Source organism: Schaalia canis (assembly GCF_003858455.1).
In the GTDB taxonomy this organism is placed as follows: Bacteria; Actinomycetota; Actinomycetes; order Actinomycetales; family Actinomycetaceae; genus Pauljensenia; species Pauljensenia canis.
Genome location: NZ_RQZF01000001.1, coordinates 170,323 through 189,995 on the forward strand (window position 1 = coordinate 170,323; position 19,673 = coordinate 189,995).

The 19,673-nt window shown below is 57.4% G+C and carries 16 protein-coding genes and 1 tRNA gene; 3 read left to right on the forward strand and 14 right to left on the reverse strand.

Annotated features, from left to right (window positions below; genetic code table 11):
- Nucleotide 1: 1 nt before the first annotated feature.
- Nucleotides 2-2,770, reverse strand: a complete 2,769-nt coding sequence (polA, locus tag EII11_RS00730; protein WP_205649184.1) for a DNA polymerase I — start codon at nt 2,768-2,770, stop codon at nt 2-4.
- Here polA and EII11_RS00735 point away from each other — a divergent pair.
- Nucleotides 2,769-3,215, forward strand: a complete 447-nt coding sequence (locus EII11_RS00735; protein WP_124867602.1) for a PaaI family thioesterase — start codon at nt 2,769-2,771, stop codon at nt 3,213-3,215. The genes polA and EII11_RS00735 overlap by 2 nt on opposite strands.
- A 28-nt stretch (nt 3,216-3,243) precedes the next feature.
- Here EII11_RS00735 and EII11_RS10955 read toward each other — a convergent pair whose 3' ends face one another.
- Nucleotides 3,244-4,626, reverse strand: coding sequence for a GmrSD restriction endonuclease domain-containing protein (locus tag EII11_RS10955; RefSeq protein ID WP_420820431.1), 1,383 nt, complete (start codon nt 4,624-4,626; stop codon nt 3,244-3,246).
- A 266-nt stretch (nt 4,627-4,892) separates the two neighbouring features.
- Nucleotides 4,893-4,966 (reverse strand) — tRNA-Leu (locus EII11_RS00745).
- Between the two features lie 65 nt (nt 4,967-5,031).
- Between EII11_RS00745 and EII11_RS00750 the strand changes: the two genes are divergently transcribed.
- Complete coding sequence (locus tag EII11_RS00750; protein WP_124867604.1) at nt 5,032-5,622, forward strand: ANTAR domain-containing response regulator; 591 nt, start codon at nt 5,032-5,034, stop codon at nt 5,620-5,622.
- A gap of 131 nt (nt 5,623-5,753) precedes the next feature.
- On the opposite strand, the gene EII11_RS00755 is transcribed toward EII11_RS00750, so the two are convergent.
- The 11 genes from EII11_RS00755 to EII11_RS00805 form a co-directional block, all read right to left on the reverse strand.
- Nucleotides 5,754-5,960: a hypothetical protein gene (locus EII11_RS00755; RefSeq protein ID WP_124867606.1), complete on the reverse strand. Its 207-nt coding sequence runs from the start codon at nt 5,958-5,960 to the stop codon at nt 5,754-5,756.
- 405 nt (nt 5,961-6,365) lie between these two features.
- Nucleotides 6,366-7,811 (reverse strand): pyruvate kinase, encoded by a 1,446-nt coding sequence (gene pyk / locus EII11_RS00760; protein WP_124867608.1) that lies wholly within the window; start codon nt 7,809-7,811, stop codon nt 6,366-6,368.
- Between the two features lie 82 nt (nt 7,812-7,893).
- Complete coding sequence (lgt, locus tag EII11_RS00765; protein ID WP_205649185.1) at nt 7,894-8,898, reverse strand: prolipoprotein diacylglyceryl transferase; 1,005 nt, start codon at nt 8,896-8,898, stop codon at nt 7,894-7,896.
- Between the two features lie 95 nt (nt 8,899-8,993).
- Nucleotides 8,994-9,842: an indole-3-glycerol phosphate synthase TrpC gene (gene trpC, locus EII11_RS00770; protein ID WP_124867610.1), complete on the reverse strand. Its 849-nt coding sequence runs from the start codon at nt 9,840-9,842 to the stop codon at nt 8,994-8,996.
- Nucleotides 9,843-9,986: 144 nt separating this feature from the next.
- A complete protein-coding gene (locus tag EII11_RS00775) occupies nt 9,987-10,667 on the reverse strand; it encodes a prepilin peptidase (RefSeq protein ID WP_124867612.1) in 681 nt (226 codons plus the stop codon).
- Nucleotides 10,667-11,563: a shikimate dehydrogenase gene (locus EII11_RS00780; RefSeq protein ID WP_124867614.1), complete on the reverse strand. Its 897-nt coding sequence runs from the start codon at nt 11,561-11,563 to the stop codon at nt 10,667-10,669. The genes EII11_RS00775 and EII11_RS00780 overlap by 1 nt, the downstream gene beginning before the upstream one ends.
- Entirely contained in the window at nt 11,560-13,308 is a 1,749-nt protein-coding gene (gene mltG / locus EII11_RS10800; protein ID WP_240622994.1) for an endolytic transglycosylase MltG, read from the reverse strand. The genes EII11_RS00780 and mltG overlap by 4 nt, the downstream gene beginning before the upstream one ends.
- Before the next feature lie 15 nt (nt 13,309-13,323).
- Nucleotides 13,324-13,788 (reverse strand): Holliday junction resolvase RuvX, encoded by a 465-nt coding sequence (ruvX, locus tag EII11_RS00790; RefSeq protein ID WP_124868250.1) that lies wholly within the window; start codon nt 13,786-13,788, stop codon nt 13,324-13,326.
- Nucleotides 13,789-13,793: 5 nt separating this feature from the next.
- Nucleotides 13,794-16,484, reverse strand: a complete 2,691-nt coding sequence (alaS, locus tag EII11_RS00795; protein WP_124867616.1) for an alanine--tRNA ligase — start codon at nt 16,482-16,484, stop codon at nt 13,794-13,796.
- A 107-nt stretch (nt 16,485-16,591) separates the two neighbouring features.
- Entirely contained in the window at nt 16,592-17,215 is a 624-nt protein-coding gene (gene rpsD / locus EII11_RS00800; protein WP_124867618.1) for a 30S ribosomal protein S4, read from the reverse strand.
- Nucleotides 17,216-17,361: 146 nt separating this feature from the next.
- The gene (locus tag EII11_RS00805; protein ID WP_124867620.1) at nt 17,362-18,705 is read right to left on the reverse strand and encodes a replication-associated recombination protein A; all 1,344 of its coding nucleotides are present in this window, start codon (nt 18,703-18,705) and stop codon (nt 17,362-17,364) included.
- 240 nt (nt 18,706-18,945) lie between these two features.
- On the opposite strand from EII11_RS00805, the gene EII11_RS00810 reads away from it, so the two are divergent.
- The gene (locus EII11_RS00810; RefSeq protein ID WP_124867622.1) at nt 18,946-19,548 is read left to right on the forward strand and encodes a DUF417 family protein; all 603 of its coding nucleotides are present in this window, start codon (nt 18,946-18,948) and stop codon (nt 19,546-19,548) included.
- Nucleotides 19,549-19,673 lie beyond the last annotated feature (125 nt).

Below are 19,673 nucleotides of genomic sequence, written 5' to 3' on the forward strand. Positions count from 1 at the left end.
CTCAGTGGGCGGCATCTTTCCAGCTACGTCCCCACCCAACGGCAACCTCCAATGGCACGCTCATCGACACCGCCGCTCCCATGTGCTCACGCACCATGCTCTCGACCGCATCCCGTTCCTCATCACGGACCTCCAGGAGAAGTTCATCATGAATCTGAACAAGTAAACGAGAACGCAGACCCGCGTTGACCAGCGAGTTTTCAACCTCAACCATCGCGATCTTAATGATGTCGGCAGCGCTTCCCTGAATCGGTGCATTAAGCGCAGCGCGTTCAGCCATCTCACGAAGCTGTCGATTAGGCGAGTTCAAATCAGGAAGATAGCGACGCCTACCGAACATGGTCTGGGTGTAACCATCAATGCGCGCCTGCTCAACAATGTCAGCAAGATAACGCTGAACGCCACCGAAGCGTTGGAAGTATCTCTCACGAAGCTCACCAGCCTCCCCCACCGAGATCTTCAACTGCTGAGAAAGACCGAAGGCAGAAAGCCCGTAGGCCAGACCATAAGAGGTTGCCTTAATCCGTGAACGCTGCTCAGGAGTCACCTCGTCAACAGGAGTGTGGAAGACCATTGCTGCCATCGTGCGGTGCAAATCCTCCCCCGAGTTAAACGCCTCAATTAGCCCAGCGTCTTGCGACAGGTGCGCCATAATGCGCATCTCAATCTGTGAATAATCAGCACTCAACAAAGCGTCAAAGCCGACACCAGCTACGAAAGCATCACGGATTTGACGCCCAGCATCGGTACGCGTCGGAATATTTTGAAGATTAGGTTCCGATGAGGCCAAACGTCCGGTCGCGGCCACCACCTGAGAGAACGTTGAATGAATGCGTTCGTCGTCACCTACTGTGTGACGCAACGTCTCCACCATCTGCTTGAGCTTGATGCGATCACGGTGAGCAAGAAGATGCTCAAGGAAAGGATGGCCGGTCTGGTCAAACAGAGCCTGCAATGCCTCAGCATTAGTGGTGTAGCCAGTCTTCGTTTTCTTCGTCTTTGGCAGGTTTAACTCGTCAAAGAGCACCACCTGAAGCTGCTTAGGGCTGGACAAATTCACTTCGTGGCCGATTACCCGCCATGCCTCTGTTTGCGCGCGCTCAACGTCCCGTCCCAACGAGGAGGAAAGATCATCGAGAGCCCCCGTGTCCACCGCAATGCCGCGATCTTCCATAGCGGCAAGCGTGCGTTGAACAGGAAGCTCCATGTCGGTAAGCAGTTGTGCCGCGTTATCCTTCCTTAACTGAGCTGAAAGCACCGGCTCAAGAGCAAGAAGAACCCCTGCATGGGCACCGAGTTGCTGTAGTCCATCTGAGACAACCTGGCCATCCTCGGATAACGCAAATAAGCCACCGTCATCGCCACTGTCAGCACTCACAACGCGGTAATCCAGATAAAGCTCCGCGAGGGTGTCAATGTCGTAGGAACGCTGCTCAGGACGAAGCAGATAGGCAGCAAGCTCAGTGTCGAAGATCGGTGTGGGACATTCAAGACCAATGCCGCGTAGAGCATGCCATGTTGCCTTACCATCGTGAGTCACAAGAGGCACGCGTTCAATGATGTCAGCACAGGCTCGGAGTTGTTCGGCACTAGCCTCGACGCAGTCAAGAACAAAGGCAACACCGTCGCAGGCGAGGGCAAGAGCGTGAGCCTCTCCGCGCGCAGGGGCTGTCTGACCGCGCACAGTCAATGCCCAGGGGTGGCCCTGACGGGCATGCGCATGGGCAGACAAGGACTCTACCTCCAGAGGGAGGATGTCAACCAGAGGGCTCAGAGGATCAGTCTGTGCACCTTCCTGAGCGCTCTCATCCGTTGAGGAGGCCTCAGAACTGGCAACGCTCTCCTCCCTCATCTCGATGGTTGCAGCGGCTGAAGGCAACGAAGTCGCAAACACGCGCTCACGCAACCCACCGAACTCCAACGCATCAAAGCGTGCATTAATCCCCTGACGATTGGTTGGCCCTCTGAGTAAGTCATCGAGGTTCACGCCGACATCCAGGTCGGTCAACAGATGGTTAAGCTGCCGGTTACGGCGCACATCATCGGAGTGCTCTCGTAGTGCTTCCCCACGTTTACCGCCGATTTCATCAGCACGGTTGAGAAGATTCTCAAGCCCGTCATACTTCACGATCCACTGGGCGGCCGTCTTTGGGCCAACGCCAGGAACACCCGGAAGATTATCGGACTTCTCCCCCACCAAGGCGGCTAGCTCGGGATAACGAGAGGGAGGAACTCCGTATTTCGATTCGACAGCCTCAGGCGTCATATAGCGCAGGTCTGCGGTGCTCATACCGGGATAAAGGACCGTGACATTGTCGGTCACAAGCTGGAAGGAATCACGATCCCCTGAGGCAACAAGGACATGCCACTGTCGTTCATTTCCTTGGAACGCTAGGGTCGCAAGGATGTCATCTGCCTCGTACCCTTCTTTCGTCAGTGACTGAATTCCCATGTCGGCAAGGACTTCTTGAATGAGCTCAACCTGTCCCTTGAACTCTTCAGGTGTGGCGTCGCGGGTGCCCTTGTATTCGGGATAAATCTCAGTGCGGAATGAATGACGTGAAAGATCGAAAGCGACGGCGATATGGCTTGGCTTTTCGGTCTCGATGAGGCGAACGAGCATTGAAATAAAGCCATAGACGGCGTTTGTGTGCTGCCCTGTCGATGTGCGGAAGTTTTCAGCCGGCAGAGCGTAGAAAGCGCGAAACGCCATCGAGTGACCGTCAATTATTAGCAGAGTGTCCTTCACACATGACACCCTAGATGCCATGAGCGAAAAACACTCGGCGAAACACTCGCCCGACTCACTCTACGAACATGCGGTGGGTCTCACATTCCCTGGAACCCTCATGGAACGCATGGGAATGGAAGTCCTCGAACATCGTGTTGAACGAACCGTGGTGCGCATGCCTGTGGCGGGCAATACGCAGCGCGTTGGAATCCTGCATGGCGGTGCAACTGCAGCCTTGGCAGAAACCGCCGGCTCCCTCGCTGCCTCTACCACTGTGACGGACGATCACACCATCGTTGTTGGGGTGGAGCTTTCGATTTCACATCTTCGTACTGCCCGCGAGGGGATGGTGACAGCAACAGCAGTCCCTGAACACCTCGGGCGCACCTCCACTGTTCACCTGGTGCGAATTGAAGATGAGAAGGGTCGCCTCATTTCGACAGCAAGGATCTCTAATCGATTGATCCCCCGCCGCGCTGAGTAACGAGGCGGGGAATCAAACCTCCTGAGTGTCAGTGGCAATTCCTTGGGCGGCGCTCGCACCCTTCGCCATCCCCATTACCATCAAGTGCGGAATGGAAACCGGGCTCGCCCACCCAAATGGAACGGCCGAGAGCTTGCCACACGGCGCAGCAATTCGCGTACTCGAAGGAAGGCTGCTCAACGACCGGTTCTTCATACACCGGTTCAGGTTCGGGCACGGGTTCTGGCGTCGGCTCCTCGAAGGTGGGAGCAGGGCTCGGCTCGCTGACCAGCCCATGGATCTGCGTGCTCGTATCCTTGGCGGGAGCAGGCTCGGAAGGCACCTCGTTCGCGGCCGGCGACGTGTTGTTCTGCGCGGGTGCTGCACTTTCCGGCGAGGTCGGCGCGCATGTGTCGAGGACGCGAATCATCGCATCTTTTTCGGCCTGGGTGACCCACAGGCCGTATTTCGCCTTCACGCGAATCTGTAGGTCGACGTAGGTACAGCGGAAGGCTTTGTTCTTGGGTAACCAAGTTGCTGCATCTCCGTCACCTTTATTCTGGTTACTCGGCCCGTCAACTGCCAAAAGGTTAATGGGGTCGTTCGCGAACGCTAAGCGGCTTTTCTCTGCCATCTGCTGAGCGCCTTTTTGCCAGGCATCAGAGAGGGAGACGACGTGATCGATCTGAACTTTCTTTGAACTGCTGCGCCCCTTCTGGAAGAGAATTTCTTTTCCGGTGTAGGGGTCGGATAGCTTTCCTGAGACGACGACACATTCTCGTGTCCCAGGTTTTACGCGCAGGTCTGTGAGGTCTCTGGCAAGGATGTCATTACGTGTATCGCAGCCGTTGCGGTCAATGTCTGCCCAGCGTTGCCCAAATTGCTCCCGGGAGTAGCCGGTTTTGGGTGCTCGTCCTTTCACTGCAAGAGCATCGAGGAGTCGGCGCGTTGCGCGTACGTCTACGTGTTCTTTCCAGGTTGCTGGCAAAGCCCGCACTGATGCTGCCGCCAAAGGGACGCCTTCACCAACCACTTCATCCGCGTCATCGTCGTCTTCTGAACCACTTTGAGGAACTGAAGATGACTGTCCACCGACCGCGGAATCTGTACTTTGTTGACTTTCTGGTGCGGCTGTGGACTGCGCGGTCAACAAGTGAGTGTCTGTGCTTTCTGAATCTGGCTGAACGGCAAGAGCATTCACACTCATGAGTGCTCCGATGGTCGCCACGCTGATTGCGCCAACGAGTTTGCGGCGAGTCAAGGTTCGTGTGCGCTGCATTGATTTAAGCCAGAGTATGCCCCCAGCAAGAATGGCAATGCCAATGAGGATCCTTGGCCTTGCGATGACGATTGCTAACGCGACGACGGCGAGGATACCGACGCCGACGATAGTGGCCGCTTTGGCACCCTGAAGAGAACGAGGGAAGGTCATAGAACTGCCTCAAGTGTGTGATGGGTTGTTGAGGAGGGCACCCGCTGCGGGAAGGCCTTAGACAATATCTGTAGCACACTTCACACAGCATCGGAAATGCCGACCAGGTCCGGGCTGAACTTCTCAGTGCACCTCACAGAGCAAATGAGCGGCAAAGGATTGCTGCGGACTCCTCAGAGTCTCGATCAGGCCCGAAGGAGAGGGAAAATAGCCACAAACAGAAGAACGCGCAGCATCCCTTGAGGATGCTGCGCGTTCTTGCCAAGTACCCCGAGTGAGATTCGAACTCACAACAAGCCGGGTTTGAGCCGACCGCCTCTGCCAATTGGGCTATCGGGGCTATACGCAAATGCGCTCCAACAAGGATAGGATAGAGTCGCAATCCAGACAAACCGAGGAACCGAAATGACATCCGAGCTAAACGAACCACGCCGAGTTCTAGTTGCTGAAGACGAGAGCCTTATTCGTCTCGACATCGTCGAAACTCTTACAGCGGCAGGCTTTGACGTCATTGCTGAGGCTGCTGACGGCGAGGAAGCTGTTCAGCTTGCTCTTGAGCATGAGCCTGATCTTTGTGTCATGGACGTCAAGATGCCGAAAATGGACGGCATCTCCGCTGCAGAAAAGATTTTGAAGGAACTTTCCTGCGCTGTTGTGATGCTCACAGCCTTTAGCCAAACTGAGCTCGTAGAACGCGCCCGCGATGCCGGAGCTATGGCCTACGTTGTCAAGCCTTTCAGCCCGGCTGACCTCATTCCTGCCGTAGAGATTGCTATCTCACGTCATCAGGAAATTGAGTCCCTGGAAGAAGAAATCGCTGATCTCTCTGACCGTTTTGAAACGCGCAAGCGTGTCGATCGTGCCAAGGGCTTGCTGATGAAGAATATGGGCATGACTGAGCCTGAGGCCTTCCGTTGGATCCAGAAGACCTCCATGGATCGTCGCCTCTCAATGCGCGAAGTCGCGGACGCGGTTATCGCCCAGGTCGAGGATTAATTCCTTCCTGCTTCCCCCAGCGTTGATTCTTCGAGCCTGTCTCGTAAAGAGCTGTTGGACGGGCTATAAGTGCCGTTAGATGAATGGTGGGCCACCCCGTTGTTAGGGGTGGCCCACCATTATGCCCTTGTTTAGGCAGCGATCTGGAGTTCAAGCCCCAGATACTCGGCTGCTTCGTCCCTTAAAGCCGGGACATCGAGATTCGCAATCGCATTGCGAATTGACGCGTCACTCCAATCTTCAAACCAGGGGCGAACAGCATCGGACAGATTGCTGACGCTCAGGTTTTTAGCTTGGCGGTCAAAGTTCAGGTCGTAGACCGAAACAGTTGTTGTCATATTCACTTCGTTCATCATCTTCTCACTATCATCTTCTTCGTCATCGCCAGGAAGTATGTGCAGATGTCGCACAGGCAACTCAACTGACGATCAAGAAACGCTGAAGTGTTTCACACATCAGCTACTCTCCATGGCTCAATCGGGTGGACCATGCCAGCCATTGATGCACCGCAATCAAAATGTGGTGAAAACCCGTATGCATGTGCACATCCACATGCATTGTGTGGGCAGCAGGAGAGAGTGGTGGCATTCTCGAGGGAATGGACTGAGCGCAATAGCAATGCGGTACAGCGTGAATGCACACCAAATGATGAAGGCTTCATAGGCCTTCATATAGAAATATGCCACCTCAGGGCACTAAACGCAACCCGAGGCAGCATATTTTTGTATTTAGTTGCGAGGATCTCAGGCTTGAGCTGAACCACCAACAGAGTAGTCGACCTCGTCACCAACCTGGTGAACACGAATGAGGTTGGAAGATCCGGCAGTGCCCGGAGGCATACCTGCGACGATGACAAGCTCGTCTCCGACCTCTGCAAGGCGAGCCGATTGCACAACCTGATCCACTTGCCACACCATGTCGTCGGTATGACGGACCTCGGGGACACGGTAGGTCTGGACACCCCAGGACAGTGCAAGCTGACGGCGCGTTGACTCCAGGGGGGTGAAGGCAAGCATCGGGATTGCCGTACGTAGACGAGACATGCGGCGTGCGGTCGAACCCGTCTGACTGAAGGTCACCAGATACTTGGCCTCAAGGCGTTCACCGATTGCCGATGCCGCCTGGCAAATGACCGATGGACGATCGGGAATGAAAGCGCCAAGGGAAGCAATCCTCTCGCCACCATTTTCCTCTGTGTTCTCAATAATGCGTGCCATGGTGCGAACAGCCTCGATCGGGAACGCGCCCACCGACGTTTCGCCTGACAGCATAACCGCATCAGCACCGTCAAGGATGGCATTAGCACAGTCAGAAGCCTCGGCTCGTGTCGGTCGAGGGTTCTTAATCATGGAATCCATAACCTGCGTTGCCACGATAACTGGCTTGGCAGCGCGGCGGGCAAGCTCAATGGCACGCTTTTGGACGAGAGGAACAACTTCCAGCGGCATTTCAACGCCCAGGTCACCACGAGCAACCATGATGCCGTCGAAGGCTTCGACAATCTCATCAATGGCATCAACGGCCTGCGGCTTTTCGATCTTGGCAATGACAGGGCGGCGTACGCCTTCTTCGTCCATGATTGCGTGGACATCTTCGACGTCACGAGCATTGCGGACGAAGGACAGAGCGATAAAGTCAGCGCCGACACGCAGGCCCCAGCGAAGGTCCTCGCGGTCTTTATCCGACAGGGCTGGTACTGAAACAGCCACACCGGGAAGGTTTAATCCCTTGTGGTCAGACACGTAACCGGGAACCTCGACACGTGTTACAACGTCAGTGTCAGTGACCTCCATGACGCGAACAGCGACATTTCCGTCATCAATAAGCAGTCGGTCACCGGGACGGCAGTCACCGGGTAGACCCTTGAATGTTGTGCCGACGCGTTCTTTGGTTCCGGGGACGTCCTCGATGGTGATAGTGAAAATATCACCAATCTCGAGGTACTGGGGGCCTTCCGCGAAGGTTTCAAGACGAATCTTGGGGCCCTGGAGATCTACGAGGATGGCAACCGCACGGCCGGAAGTCTGGGATGCGCGACGAACACGTTCAATCATCGCCTCGTGTTCTTCGGGGGTGCCGTGGGAACGGTTAATACGGGCAACATCCATTCCCGCGTCAACAAGTGCCTGAACCTGTTCAGGAGACGAAGTTGCAGGTCCAAGGGTACATACGATTTTTGCTCGGCGCATGGGGTCTATCCTATCGTCCTGAGACGTTTTCCTCTATCGACATGGTCGGCGAATAGCGAATAAGCAACGCAGCACACACCTCTTATCGTCCGGCTCCGGCTGCTGAGTCATCACTCTTTTCATCCACGGGTGATACTTCCTCCGGCTCGGTGTGAGAGACACCTGTGTCCGAGCTGTCTGCGTGGCGACCGCCATGGGAACCTTTTTCTTCACGCTCTCGCCGTTCCTGAGCCCGCTGGAGAGCTCGTTCGCGTTCTTCAACGGTCAAAGAGGTTGGCTGATGACGACGTTGGAAGTACGCAAACAGAACGCAGGCAAGAAGTATTGCGCCAATTGACGTCCACGCATTGAGTCGGATCCCCAGGTACTCGTGCGCTTCATCCAAGCGCATCGTCTCCATAATGATGCGCCCCGTGCCGTAGGCGATGAGATAGAGCGTGAAAACTTGGCCTGAACGGAATCGACAACGACGATCAAGAATGACGATCACGACTGCCATCGTGATGTTCCACAAGGACTCGTACAGGAATGTTGGATGGAACAGGGTACCTGACTCGTATCCGGGGGGAAGATGCGCATCATCAATTTGCAGCCCCCAGGGAAGAGTCGTGGGTGAGCCAAAAAGCTCCTGATTTGCCCAGTTACCCCAGCGGCCAATGGCCTGCGCCACGAGAATAGCGGGGGCAAGAGAATCAGCCACTGGGCCGATACGTTGCCCGGCTCGCCGGACAGCAATCCACGCCCCCAACGCACCCGCGCTCACGCCGCCCCAGATTGCTAGGCCGCCTTCCCAGATCTTCGGGATAGAAGCCATTGCCTCCCACGAAGAGAAGAAATCATCAGGGGTAGTGATGACATGGTAAAGACGGGCACCGACAATCCCCAGAGGAATAGCCCACATGGCAATGTCGTAGAGCAGCTCGCCATCACCACCCCGTTGGGCATAACGTTTCTTACCGATGTAAATGGCAACAAACATCCCCAGCACGATGAGAATGCCGTATGCGCGCAAAGGAATAGGGCCGATCCACCACACGCTTTGTGAAGGTGAGGGGATTGGCATGGGTAACAGTTGAAGTGAGTGCATGAACTTTCCTTCGACGCGTATTCAACGACACCGTGAATAGTACAACCGAGGATCGGCGCACGGTTTCACGTCAATCATGGCAGAACGGCCCCTGGTTAGTGATCGTCCTGGCGAGCGGCCCGCACACGGGCTTTCCTATCGGTGCGTAAAGCTGGATGTTGACCGGCTGAAACCATGTCTCGTACGGCCTCTAAAGGATTTGGTGAGGTGACAAGCGCCTCACCAACGAGGACGGCGTCCGCACCCCATTTGGCGAACTCAGAGACGTCATGAGGGCCACAGACAGAGGATTCAGCGACGGCAATGACGTCAGATGGGATGACATCAATAACCTGCTCGATGACGTCACGGTCAACTTCCAGTGTCGTCAGGTCACGTGCATTCACGCCAATCAGTTGAGCACCTGCATCCAGTGCACGCAGGGCCTCCAGACGCGAATGTGCCTCCACCAGAGCTGTCATGCCAAGAGAGTGAATGCGCTCAAGGAGTGAAACCAACGCTGGTTGTTCAAGGGCCGCCGCAATAAGAAGCACCATGTCAGCGCCGTGAGCTCGCGCTTCATGAACCTGGTAGGGCGTAACGATCACATCTTTGCGGAGAATCGGAACACTCACCACTGCACGCACTGCATCCAAGTCGGCAAGAGAACCCTCGAAAACGCGGCCCTCCGTGAGCACAGAGATAGCGCAGGCACCTCCTTCCTCGTAGATGGACGCCAAGGCAGCCGGGTCAGGGATAGGCGCTAAAGCCCCCTGGGACAGTGAAGCTCGCTTAATCTCAGCAATGAGGGAACATGCGCCCTCCTGCGAACGAAAACGCGTCAGGGCGTCGATGGCGTCCGGCGCACGCTGGGCACGCTGTTTGATTTCCTCCATTGGAATCACGGATTCACGGTCGTGAAGGTCCTTCAGGACGCCCGCCATAATGTCATCGAGGACGGACACTCAGCGCCTCCCATCATTTTCCTCAGCACGATGCTAACGCTCGGAGCGACGAGAGCCTAATCCGTTTCACTATGCGCTCATTGCCGATCTCATGTCTGTCTATTCTGCACATTGACGGCCTGACTACGGTAATCTGTCCTGCCGTTAGGCGAGCCAGTCCGGGATGACTCCCCACAGGACGTGTCCGACAATCGCTGATCCAATCATCCACGGTCCTAACGCCATCCGTGTTTGAGCAGAGGTCGATTCCACGACGACGAGCCACAACGCGGCAAGGCCAGCGGAAACGAAAGTAAGCACTAAAGAGGCGAAGGCAGGCTCTGGTCCGAGCATCCCAACCATCGCACCGAGCACCGGGGCGAGGGTGACGTCTCCCCTACCGATACCACTGCGTAGACGGTTACCAATCCAGAGGGGGACAAACCAGATCAGAGCGCCAAGCAATGAATACACCAGACGCTGAAGAGGCGCCACGTCATCAACCAGAAGAGCTGTTCCCAAGCCTACGAGAACGCCAACAGCCATGACAGAGGTGTAACGCTGAGGCAGCCGGTGCGTCGTAATATCCACCCATGAGGTGATGACACCCACCATGGCGACCACCACAATGGCAGGAGCACCGGGGCGTTCATGTGCGGCTACGAGAGTCAAGGCACCAACCAGGGCAGACACCCACGTAATTGTCGTCCGAGATAAGGGCGCCCGGTCGAACTCTGCGAGGTAGCGTCGTTGAATACGCCATCCCCACCGTGACATCCAGAAACCAACAAGTCCCCACATGACGAGGGCTACCAGCAAGGATACTTCCGTACTCAGTGTTTCCATCACAAGCCTGCTCGTTGCTGTCGCGCGGAACTATTCTCAGCGCCCGAAGGAAGCGCTTCCCGCAGGGCCCTTTCCATTACGGAAAGATCAGGTTCTCGGCCTGTCATGAGCTGCACCTGGAGGGCAGCCTGATGGAGCAGCATGTCAAGTCCATGAGCGATAACTCCACCCGAATGACGCCACGCTTGAACGAGAGGCGTATCAAGCGGGGAATAGACGATGTCAAGAAGAGTGGCGTTGGCTTGAGGCACAAGGCCTTTTGACATGATGCGTGAGGCAAGGTCGTCTGTTACGCCAGCAGGCATTGTCGAAATGACGATGTCAGCCTGACAAATGGCCGCGTCAACGTCGTCGTCGCGGGTCCATAGGATGTGTTCGATACCAAGACCGAGTTTTGTAGCTGCCATGACTACTGAGCCGGGGCCGCCAAAGCGACGCGCAGCCACTTGAATGTCCGTGACCCCAAGAGTGCCAAGAGCCGCCAGCGCAGAGGACGCCGACGCCCTCGCCCCTAGAACCACAGCGCTGCGAGGCGCGGGTAAACCTACATGTGAACGAGCCTGACGGATGGCCGCCACCATCCCGTGCACGTCGGTGTTGAAACCAGTGAGCAAGCCGCCCGCATTGATGACAGTATTAACGGCTCCGACAGCTCCGGCCAACGGGTCGACTGCATCGCACAGGGGAATAATTGCTTGTTTGCACGGCATTGTCACCGACAGCCCCACACAGGTAGCGTCAAGACCGCTCATGAAGGGCGGCAGATCGTCCTCGGTTACCTCGACGCGCCGGTACACCCAGCTTTGAGGAATCTCCAGTGAATCCCAGGCCGCGCGGTGCAACACCGGTGACAGAGAGTGTTCGATCGGCGAGCCGATAACCGCAGCCCAGCTCATTTCTCACACTTAGGCGCATTTGCTGCGCAATACGCGTCAAGGAGAGCTTTATTCGCGTCGTGTTCTGCCTTGGTCGCAGCAAAGCGCGTCTCTCCCGTGTCAAGATCAATCGTGACAAAGTACAGCCACGGTCCATCGGCGGGCTTCAGCATTGCTTCAATCGCCTCAATACCAGGTTGTGCGATAGGTGCTGCAGGCAGTCCGGGGTGCAGGTAGGTGTTGTAGGGATTATCGTTGGCGAGATCTTCTCCTGTTGGAATACCGCCAGTCTTGCCAACACCGTAAAGAACAGTTGAATCCATTTGCAGTTTGCCAACAGTTTCACCTGCAGGATCGGCCAGTCGGTTTTCGATCACGCGAGCGACCTTTGGAAGGTAGCTGTCAATATTGACCTCACGCTCAAGAATAGACGCCTTGATCAGCAGGGTTTGGCGAGCATCTTCAGGAACTTTGAGCTCGTCAAGTTGCTTGATACGGGCGGCAATCATCTGCGAGAAGAGATTCTGTGCTGTCTCGTTAGGGGAAACCTCGTAAGCACCCGGAGCAAGCCAGCCCTCAACTTTTCCTCCAGCAGCATCGGGCAACCCAAGCGCCTTTGTATCAGACAATGCGGCGCTAACGTCAGCCTCGCTAATCTCGGTCACCTCAGTGATCTTCTTGACCACCTGATTGAGGGTTTGCCCGGGGTTCACGGTGACCGTGTTATCTAAACGATTTGCTTCATCGAGAAGCGCTGCGACCGCGTCAGCCGCACTCATCTCAAGGCGAAGGGTATAGGTACCCGGCCAGATCAGAGAGGATGCCTGGTTTGCCTCGAAGGCACGAATGAAGGCTGTGGTGCTCTTGACTACTCCGGCCTCGACAAGTTTGGCACCAATATCAGAGCCTGATTCGCCTTGGAATACGGTGACTTGTGTTTCACCGTGGCCAGCACCGACGAAATCGTCAACCTCTTCTGCGGTGCTGTCGGAAGCGAGTTGTGTCCATGCAAGCCACACTGCGCCGGAAATAAGACCGAGCACTAGCAAGATGGTGATAACGGTGCGTACTCGGCGCCACATGCGACGCTTTTTCACTTTGGCACGTTCACTCTCAATACGACGTGAGCGCATGCCAGTGGTCTCTGAGGGCACTGCTGCAGAGGCTTCCGCCACTGGTGTCGAAGAGGTCAAGGTCGTAAAAAGAGGGTTGTCGTCATAAACCTCTGACGCCGTCGAATCTACGCCAGTCGGTTCGTTGCTGGGTGTCTCCTCACGGGCAGTCTTTTCTTCGGGTTCTTCCCAGAACACAGCAGCGGGGGGAGCACTATGGCTTGGGCGTGGCAACGCTGAATACGCCTGGTTGAGGAGAGCAGGAGGATAGGGGCGAGTTTCTTCAAGGATGAAAGTCTCTTGTTGGCCCTGAGGAAAGGAATCCCTTTGTGGAGCTTCAGAAGGCTGAGTTTGGAGCGCGTCGCTCTCTTGCGCAACAGCGCGCATATGAGCTTCTTCGACAGCACGTTCAGCGGCCTCGTAGGCGGCCTGTTCTGCAAGAAGTTCTTCATCGACAGGGGCCGAAGGAGGTTGAAGAGCAGGCGTTTGTGCCTCTTCACGCGGTTCAGCGGGTTGGCCGCCAGTAGCACCTGAAGTGTGTTCTTCGACCTGGGGCTGCAGTGCTTCTTGTGCGGCAGTTTCCGCCTCACGAAGTTTGCGCTGATATTCGCTTCTGCTGGGGAAAGGCATCTCAGGATCGCGCTGCGTGACCATGGTGGCTCCTCCCTTTCAATGATCCATGTCGATGGTAATACCTGGCAGGCGTCCGCTCATCCGCTCATGCTCAAGTGCGGTTTCGAGAATGATCTGGGCGGCAACCTGGTCAATGATCGGACGATGGTGTCTTTCGTTGAGCCCAGACATCCGAAGCCTCTCGTGAGCTTGATGAGAGCTTAATCGTTCATCAATCATACACACACGGACTTCTGGCACCTTCTGGAAGATTCTCCGGGCGTAGCGACGTGCGCCCTTCGCGGAAATGCCCTCGCCTCCTTTGAGATGACGGGGCAAACCGACAACAACCTCAATGGCAGAAAAATCGCGAATAATCTCGACGAGGCGGTCAAGTTCGCTCCCGTCATCTGCGCGTTGCAGGGTCTCGACAGGAATTGCGAGGATTCCCTCGGGGTCAGTACGTGCGACGCCAATGCGGACTGTTCCTACATCGACGCCGACACGTACTCCCCGACGGATTTCGCTCACTGGCGACCAATCTCCTCCACAAGAGCGGAGACCGCCTTATCGCCTGCGCTTGCGTCGGTGCCGCCGCCCTGAGCGACGTCGTCTCGACCGCCGCCACCGCCGCCTAGAATCTTCGAGGCGATACGAACGAGGGCACCCGCCTTGAAGGAGTCGGAGCGGGCAGCTTCGTTGGTGGCGACCACCAGCGATGGCTTACCACCAACCAGACCGATGAGAGCGACGATAACGGGCTCAGCATCTCCCAGACGATCACGCACATCAAGGGCAAGAGCGCGGATTGCATCAGCGGAGGGCATATCACCCAGGAGTTGCGCAGCGACAAGAGCCTTGCCACGACGAACAGCTTGCTCGGCGATCTGTGCCCCCCGTGCGAGGGCGGCTGCAGTGCGAATCTGGTCGAGCTCACGCTCCGTTTCCTTGAGCTTTGCCAGAAGAGACTCAATACGTCCAGGCAGTTCGTCGGCGCGGCCACCGACCATGGTGGTCAGTTGGGAGACGAGGGCGTGCTCCTTGGCCTGGAAGCTGTAGGCACCATCACCGACGAGGGCGTCAATACGGCGCACGCCCGAACCGATAGAGCCTTCACCCAGCAGAGCTACGCGGCCGATATTGCCAGTTGCCGGAACATGGGTGCCGACGCAGAGTTCCTTGGACCAGTCGCCGCCAATCGACACGACTCGAACTTCAGAGCCGTACTTTTCACCAAAGAGGGCCATTGCTCCAGCTGCGCGAGCCTCGTCAATGCTCATGATCTCTGTGGTGATGGGCAGGTCTTCAGCAAGACGATCGTTCACGCGATATTCGATTTCACCAATCTGGTCACCGCTCAGCGCAGAGCTATGGCGGAAGTCGAATCGCATACGCGACGGCGAGTTTTCCGAGCCAGCCTGAGTGGCCTGTTCGGAGACAATCTCATGCAGCGCCTTGTGGACCATGTGGGTGGCGGTGTGCGCGCGGGCAATGGCGAGGCGTCGCGTGGAGTCAATCTCTGCCCAAGCCTTCTCCCCCACCGTCACAGTGCCTTCAGTGAGGCTTGCACGGTGAACGGCCAAGCCCTTAATAGGAGCTTGAACGTCGTGCACCTCAATGACTGCCCCGTCAGCAGTACGAATCACACCGTGGTCGGCGAGCTGGCCACCCATTTCAGCGTAGAAGGGGGTGCGGTTGAGAATGACCTCGATTTCTGCCGGAGCAGTGGCTGCGGGCGCCGACAGGCCGTCAACGAGCAGGGCCTCGACAACGGCCTCGCAAGCCTCGTCGGTGTAGCCGACGAAGTCGGAGCCGCCACCCATCTGCTTTTCAATGTCGCGGAACACCCGAACGTCAGTGTGGCCGGTCTTCTTGGCGCGAGCATCAGCGCGCGCACGTTCCTTCTGCTCATTCATGAGCGCGCGGAAACCAGCTTCGTCGACCTCGACGCCCTGTTCGGCCGCCATTTCCAAAGTCAGGTCGATGGGGAATCCGTAGGTGTCATGCAGGGTGAATGCTGATTCACCGGACAGCAATGCGGGGCCCCCCTGGTCCTTCTCAGACTTCACAGCCTTCACTGCGGCGTCAAGGATGGTGGTGCCGGCAGCGAGGGTGCGACGGAAGGCTTCTTCCTCCGCGTAGGCAACGTCAGCGATGGTGTCCCAGTTGTCGATAAGCTCAGGGTAGGTGGGAGACATAGCGTCTCGGGAGACCGGGAAAAGGGTGGGCAGTGCGGCTGCATCCATGCCCAGGAGTCGCATGGAGCGGATGGCGCGACGCACGAGACGACGCAGGACGTAGCCGCGGCCGTCATTTCCAGGGCGAACACCATCGGAAATAAGCATCATCGACGAACGGATGTGGTCGGCCACCACTCGCATACGGATGTCAGCTTCGGGATCGTCCTGGTACTTACGTCCGGTCATTTCCTCAACGGCGGCAATGACGGGGTACACCTGATCGATCTCGTACATATTCGGCTTGTCCTGCAAGACGCATGCCAAACGTTCGAGGCCTGCACCGGTGTCGATGGCCTTCTTGTCGAGTTCGCCCAGCAGCGGGTAGTCCTTACCCTGGCCTTCGCCACGCATGTACTGGTCAAAGACGAGGTTCCACAGCTCAAGGTAGCGGTCGCCACCGGGGTCAACGGTTCCGCCAACGGCCTCGGGGCCATAGGCGGGACCGCGGTCGTAGTGCCATTCGGCGCAGGGGCCTGCAGGGCCGGGCTGACCGGTGTCCCAGAAGTTTTCTTCGCGGGGAAGGCGAACGATATGCGCCGGATCAAGGCCGATCTTTCGGGTGAGGATGTCGTAGGATTCTGCGTCCTCGTCCCAGAGAGTGACCCACATGCGGTCGCCGTCAAGACCGTAGAAGCCTTCTTCCTGGGAGCCGGTGAGGAGTTCCCAGGCGAAGTCGATGGCGCCTTCCTTGAAGTAGTCTCCGAAGGAGAAGTTGCCATTCATTTGGAAGAAGGTGCCGTGGCGGGTGGTGCGGCCAACGTTATCAATGTCGTTGGTTCGGATGCAGCGCTGCACGGAGGCTGCGCGAGGCCACGGTGCTGGCTCGACACCGGTGATGTAGGGGATAAAAGGAACCATGCCCGCGATGGTGAACAGGATCGACGGGTCGGGGGAGATCAGCGGGACGGAGGGGCGGATCTCGTGGTCCTTGGAAGCAAAGTAGTCAAGCCAGCGAGTACGAATCTCAGAGGTGCGCATGAGTCCTCATCTTATACGGCACGGGTGGGTTCAGGAACTTTCGCCTGTGGGAATGGACGGACCCCGCGAGCACGGTGATGCTCCCGGGGTCCGTCAATAGCGCTTTATCAGCGAGAGTAGTGTTCGACGACCATCTGGACGTCGCAGGTCACGGGGACCTCAGCGCGCTTGGGGCGACGCACCAGAGTGGCCTTGAGGCGCTCAAGCTCGACGGACAGGTAATCCGGAACGGCGGGCAGGACGTCACGGTGCACGCCTGCAGCGGCGATCTCGAAGGGAACGGTGGTCTGCGACTTGGGCTTGACCTGGATGGTCTGGCCGGGCTTGACGCGGAAGGAGGGGCGGTCAACGATCTTGCCGTCAACCATGATGTGACGGTGAACGACAACCTGACGTGCCTGCTGGATGGTGCGAGCGAAGCCTGCACGCAGAACCAGGGCGTCAAGGCGCATTTCGAGGAGCTCAACGAGGTTCTCACCGGTCAGGCCAGCGGTGCGACGTGCCTCTTCGAAGGCGTGACGCATCTGAGCCTCGCGGATGCCGTACTGAGCACGCAGACGCTGCTTTTCCTTCAGACGAACGGCGTAGTCGGATTCCTGGCGACGGCGTGAACGGCCGTGCTCGCCGGGGCCGTAGGGGCGCTTCTCGAAGTAGCGCACTGCCTTAGGGGTGAGTGCAAGACCGAGGGCGCGGGATTCGCGCACCTGCTTGCGGGAGCGGTTGCCTGCCATAATGGTGGCCCTTTCCTGTTTCTTCTGTCATGCCAGCACCCTTGTGGTACTAGCACGGGGTCAACTCCAATCCTTTACCGCTGCGCAGTATCGGATGTCGGCTAAGACCCCAGGGGTTGTTGCCCGCAAAAGGCAACCCTGCAATGTTAGCGCATGTTGAGCAGTTCCTTAATCACCGCTAGGCGCTTCGTGATCATCGCCTCATTCCCATTCTGTGTGGGCGTGTAGTATTCGGTGCCCTGAAGGTCATCGGGCAGGTACTGCTGCGCGGCTACTGAGTGCGGTGCGTCGTGGGCGTATTGGTAGTCCTGGCCGTGACCGAGCTTCTTTGCTCCCGAGTAGTGGGCATCGCGTAAGTGCCGTGGTACGGGGCCACCTTTACCGGCGCGCAAGTCGGCTAAGGCCCTATCAATCGCGAGGTAGGCGGCGTTGGACTTTGGTGCCGTAGCGACCGCGACCACGGCTTCAGCTAAGAGTATCCGAGCCTCGGGCATACCAATCATGGCCACCGCCTGCGCGGCGGCAACTGTGATGCCAAGGATGTCGGGGGCGGCCATGCCGACATCCTCGGCGGCGCAGATCATAATGCGTCGGGCAATGAAGCGAGGGTCCTCCCCCGCTTCGATCATCCGAGCGAGGTAGTGAATGGCTGCGTCCACATCAGAGCCTCGCATGGATTTAATGAAGGCCGAAGTAACGTCGTAGTGCTGGTCTTGGTCCCAACGCACAAGCGCATGGTTGGCGGCCGCCTCAACGTGGGCAACCTCGATTGCAGCGCTTTCCATCTCCGAGGCTGCGCCGGCCGCCGCTTCGAGCAGAGTGAGGGCCTTTCGCGCGTCGGAGCCAGCAAGTCGGACGAGGGCGTGGCGAGCCGCATCACCGCACTCCCACTTTCCTGCCAGGCCGCGCTCGCTAGCGAGTGCACGGTCAAGCAAAGTGAGGACGTCGGCTTCCTCGAGAGGCTCAAGGGTGAGGAGCAGTGAGCGCGACAACAGTGGAGAAATCACAGAGAAGGAGGGATTCTCAGTGGTGGCCGCCACCAGCGTCACCCAACGGTTTTCCACAGCGGGCAGGAGTGAGTCCTGCTGAGATTTGGAGAAGCGGTGGACCTCATCAACAAAGAGGATGGTTTCCTCTCCCGTTGACATGAGGTGTCGTTTGGCTGCCGAGACCGCGTCACGAATGTCTTTCACGCCGGAAGATACCGCTGAGATTTCGATAAAACGCCGCCCGGAGGCTTGAGCCACCAGGTAGGCCAGGGTGGTTTTACCTGTTCCGGGTGGGCCCCACAGGATGACTGACGAGGCCGGTGGCCGTCCCTGCGCTGCGGGAGAAAGGAGGCGACGCAGGGGGGCGCCCTCTCCGAGAAGGTGGCCCTGGCCGACAACCTCGTCAATCGTGCGGGGACGCATGCGCACGGCCAGGGGTGAGGATGTGGAAAACTCGGGGACTCCTGAGCTGTCCAGGCTGTGCGCATCGAAAAGGTCCATAGTCCTAGCCTAGCCGGATATGTGAGATTTGACTGCCATCAAATAATCCGGTTATCGCCCATGTTTTCATCAGCACTTACGAATGCGAATGGCGATTTTTGGCCAAAATGACTCCCCATTACACGAGAATCTATAAGAATTACTAGAACTTAAAAGAGTGAAGGAAAGTGGAAACTTTCCTATGCTGAAGAGCGCTAACACGGGGACTAGCCGTCCCCCTTATTCGAAGGACAACATCCTATGAGCACTGCACACTCTTCGAGCCTCTACAGCCGCTCCCTCCACCTCCTCAGCAACCTGGACCGTATCGGCATGACCATGCTCCGCATCGGTGCCATCGTCGTTCTGGGCTGGATCGGCGTCCTCAAGGTCGCCCCCTATGAATGCCGCGGCATCGTGCCCTTCATGGCAAACTCGCCTTTCTTTAGCTGGATGCTGAACGATCCGGCAAACTACGCGGCCAACAAGATGCCTGAAGGCGCCGTTGACCCCGCCAAGGAAGCGTGGCACATTGCTAACGGTACCTACCCTGCCGCTTACTTCGTCGGCATCACCATCGTGGTCATCGCTGTCCTTCTTGCCGCGCACTGGTTCTCCCCCACCCTGGGCGCCCTCGGTGGCGTGCTGCTCTTTGGCATGTCCCTGGTGACACTGTCCTTCCTCATCACCACCCCCGAGGTCTGGGTGCCTGACCTGGGCGACCAGCACCACGGCTTCCCCTACCTGGCAGTTCCCGGCCGCCTGGTCATTAAAGACGCCATTATGTTGGGCGCGTCCATCGTTCTTGCCTCCGAATCAGCAAAGAAAGCTCTGGCGAAGATGGAAACCCGCCGCGCAGCCTGATTTCAGGTAGCTCGCAGCCTGAGTAACAGGCCCGCTTGACGAGCAACACTATGGGGCGTGCATCATTGCGATGCACGCCCCAAAGTTTCATTGCCTACACCTCAACATTCAAGAGGGTGCCACGA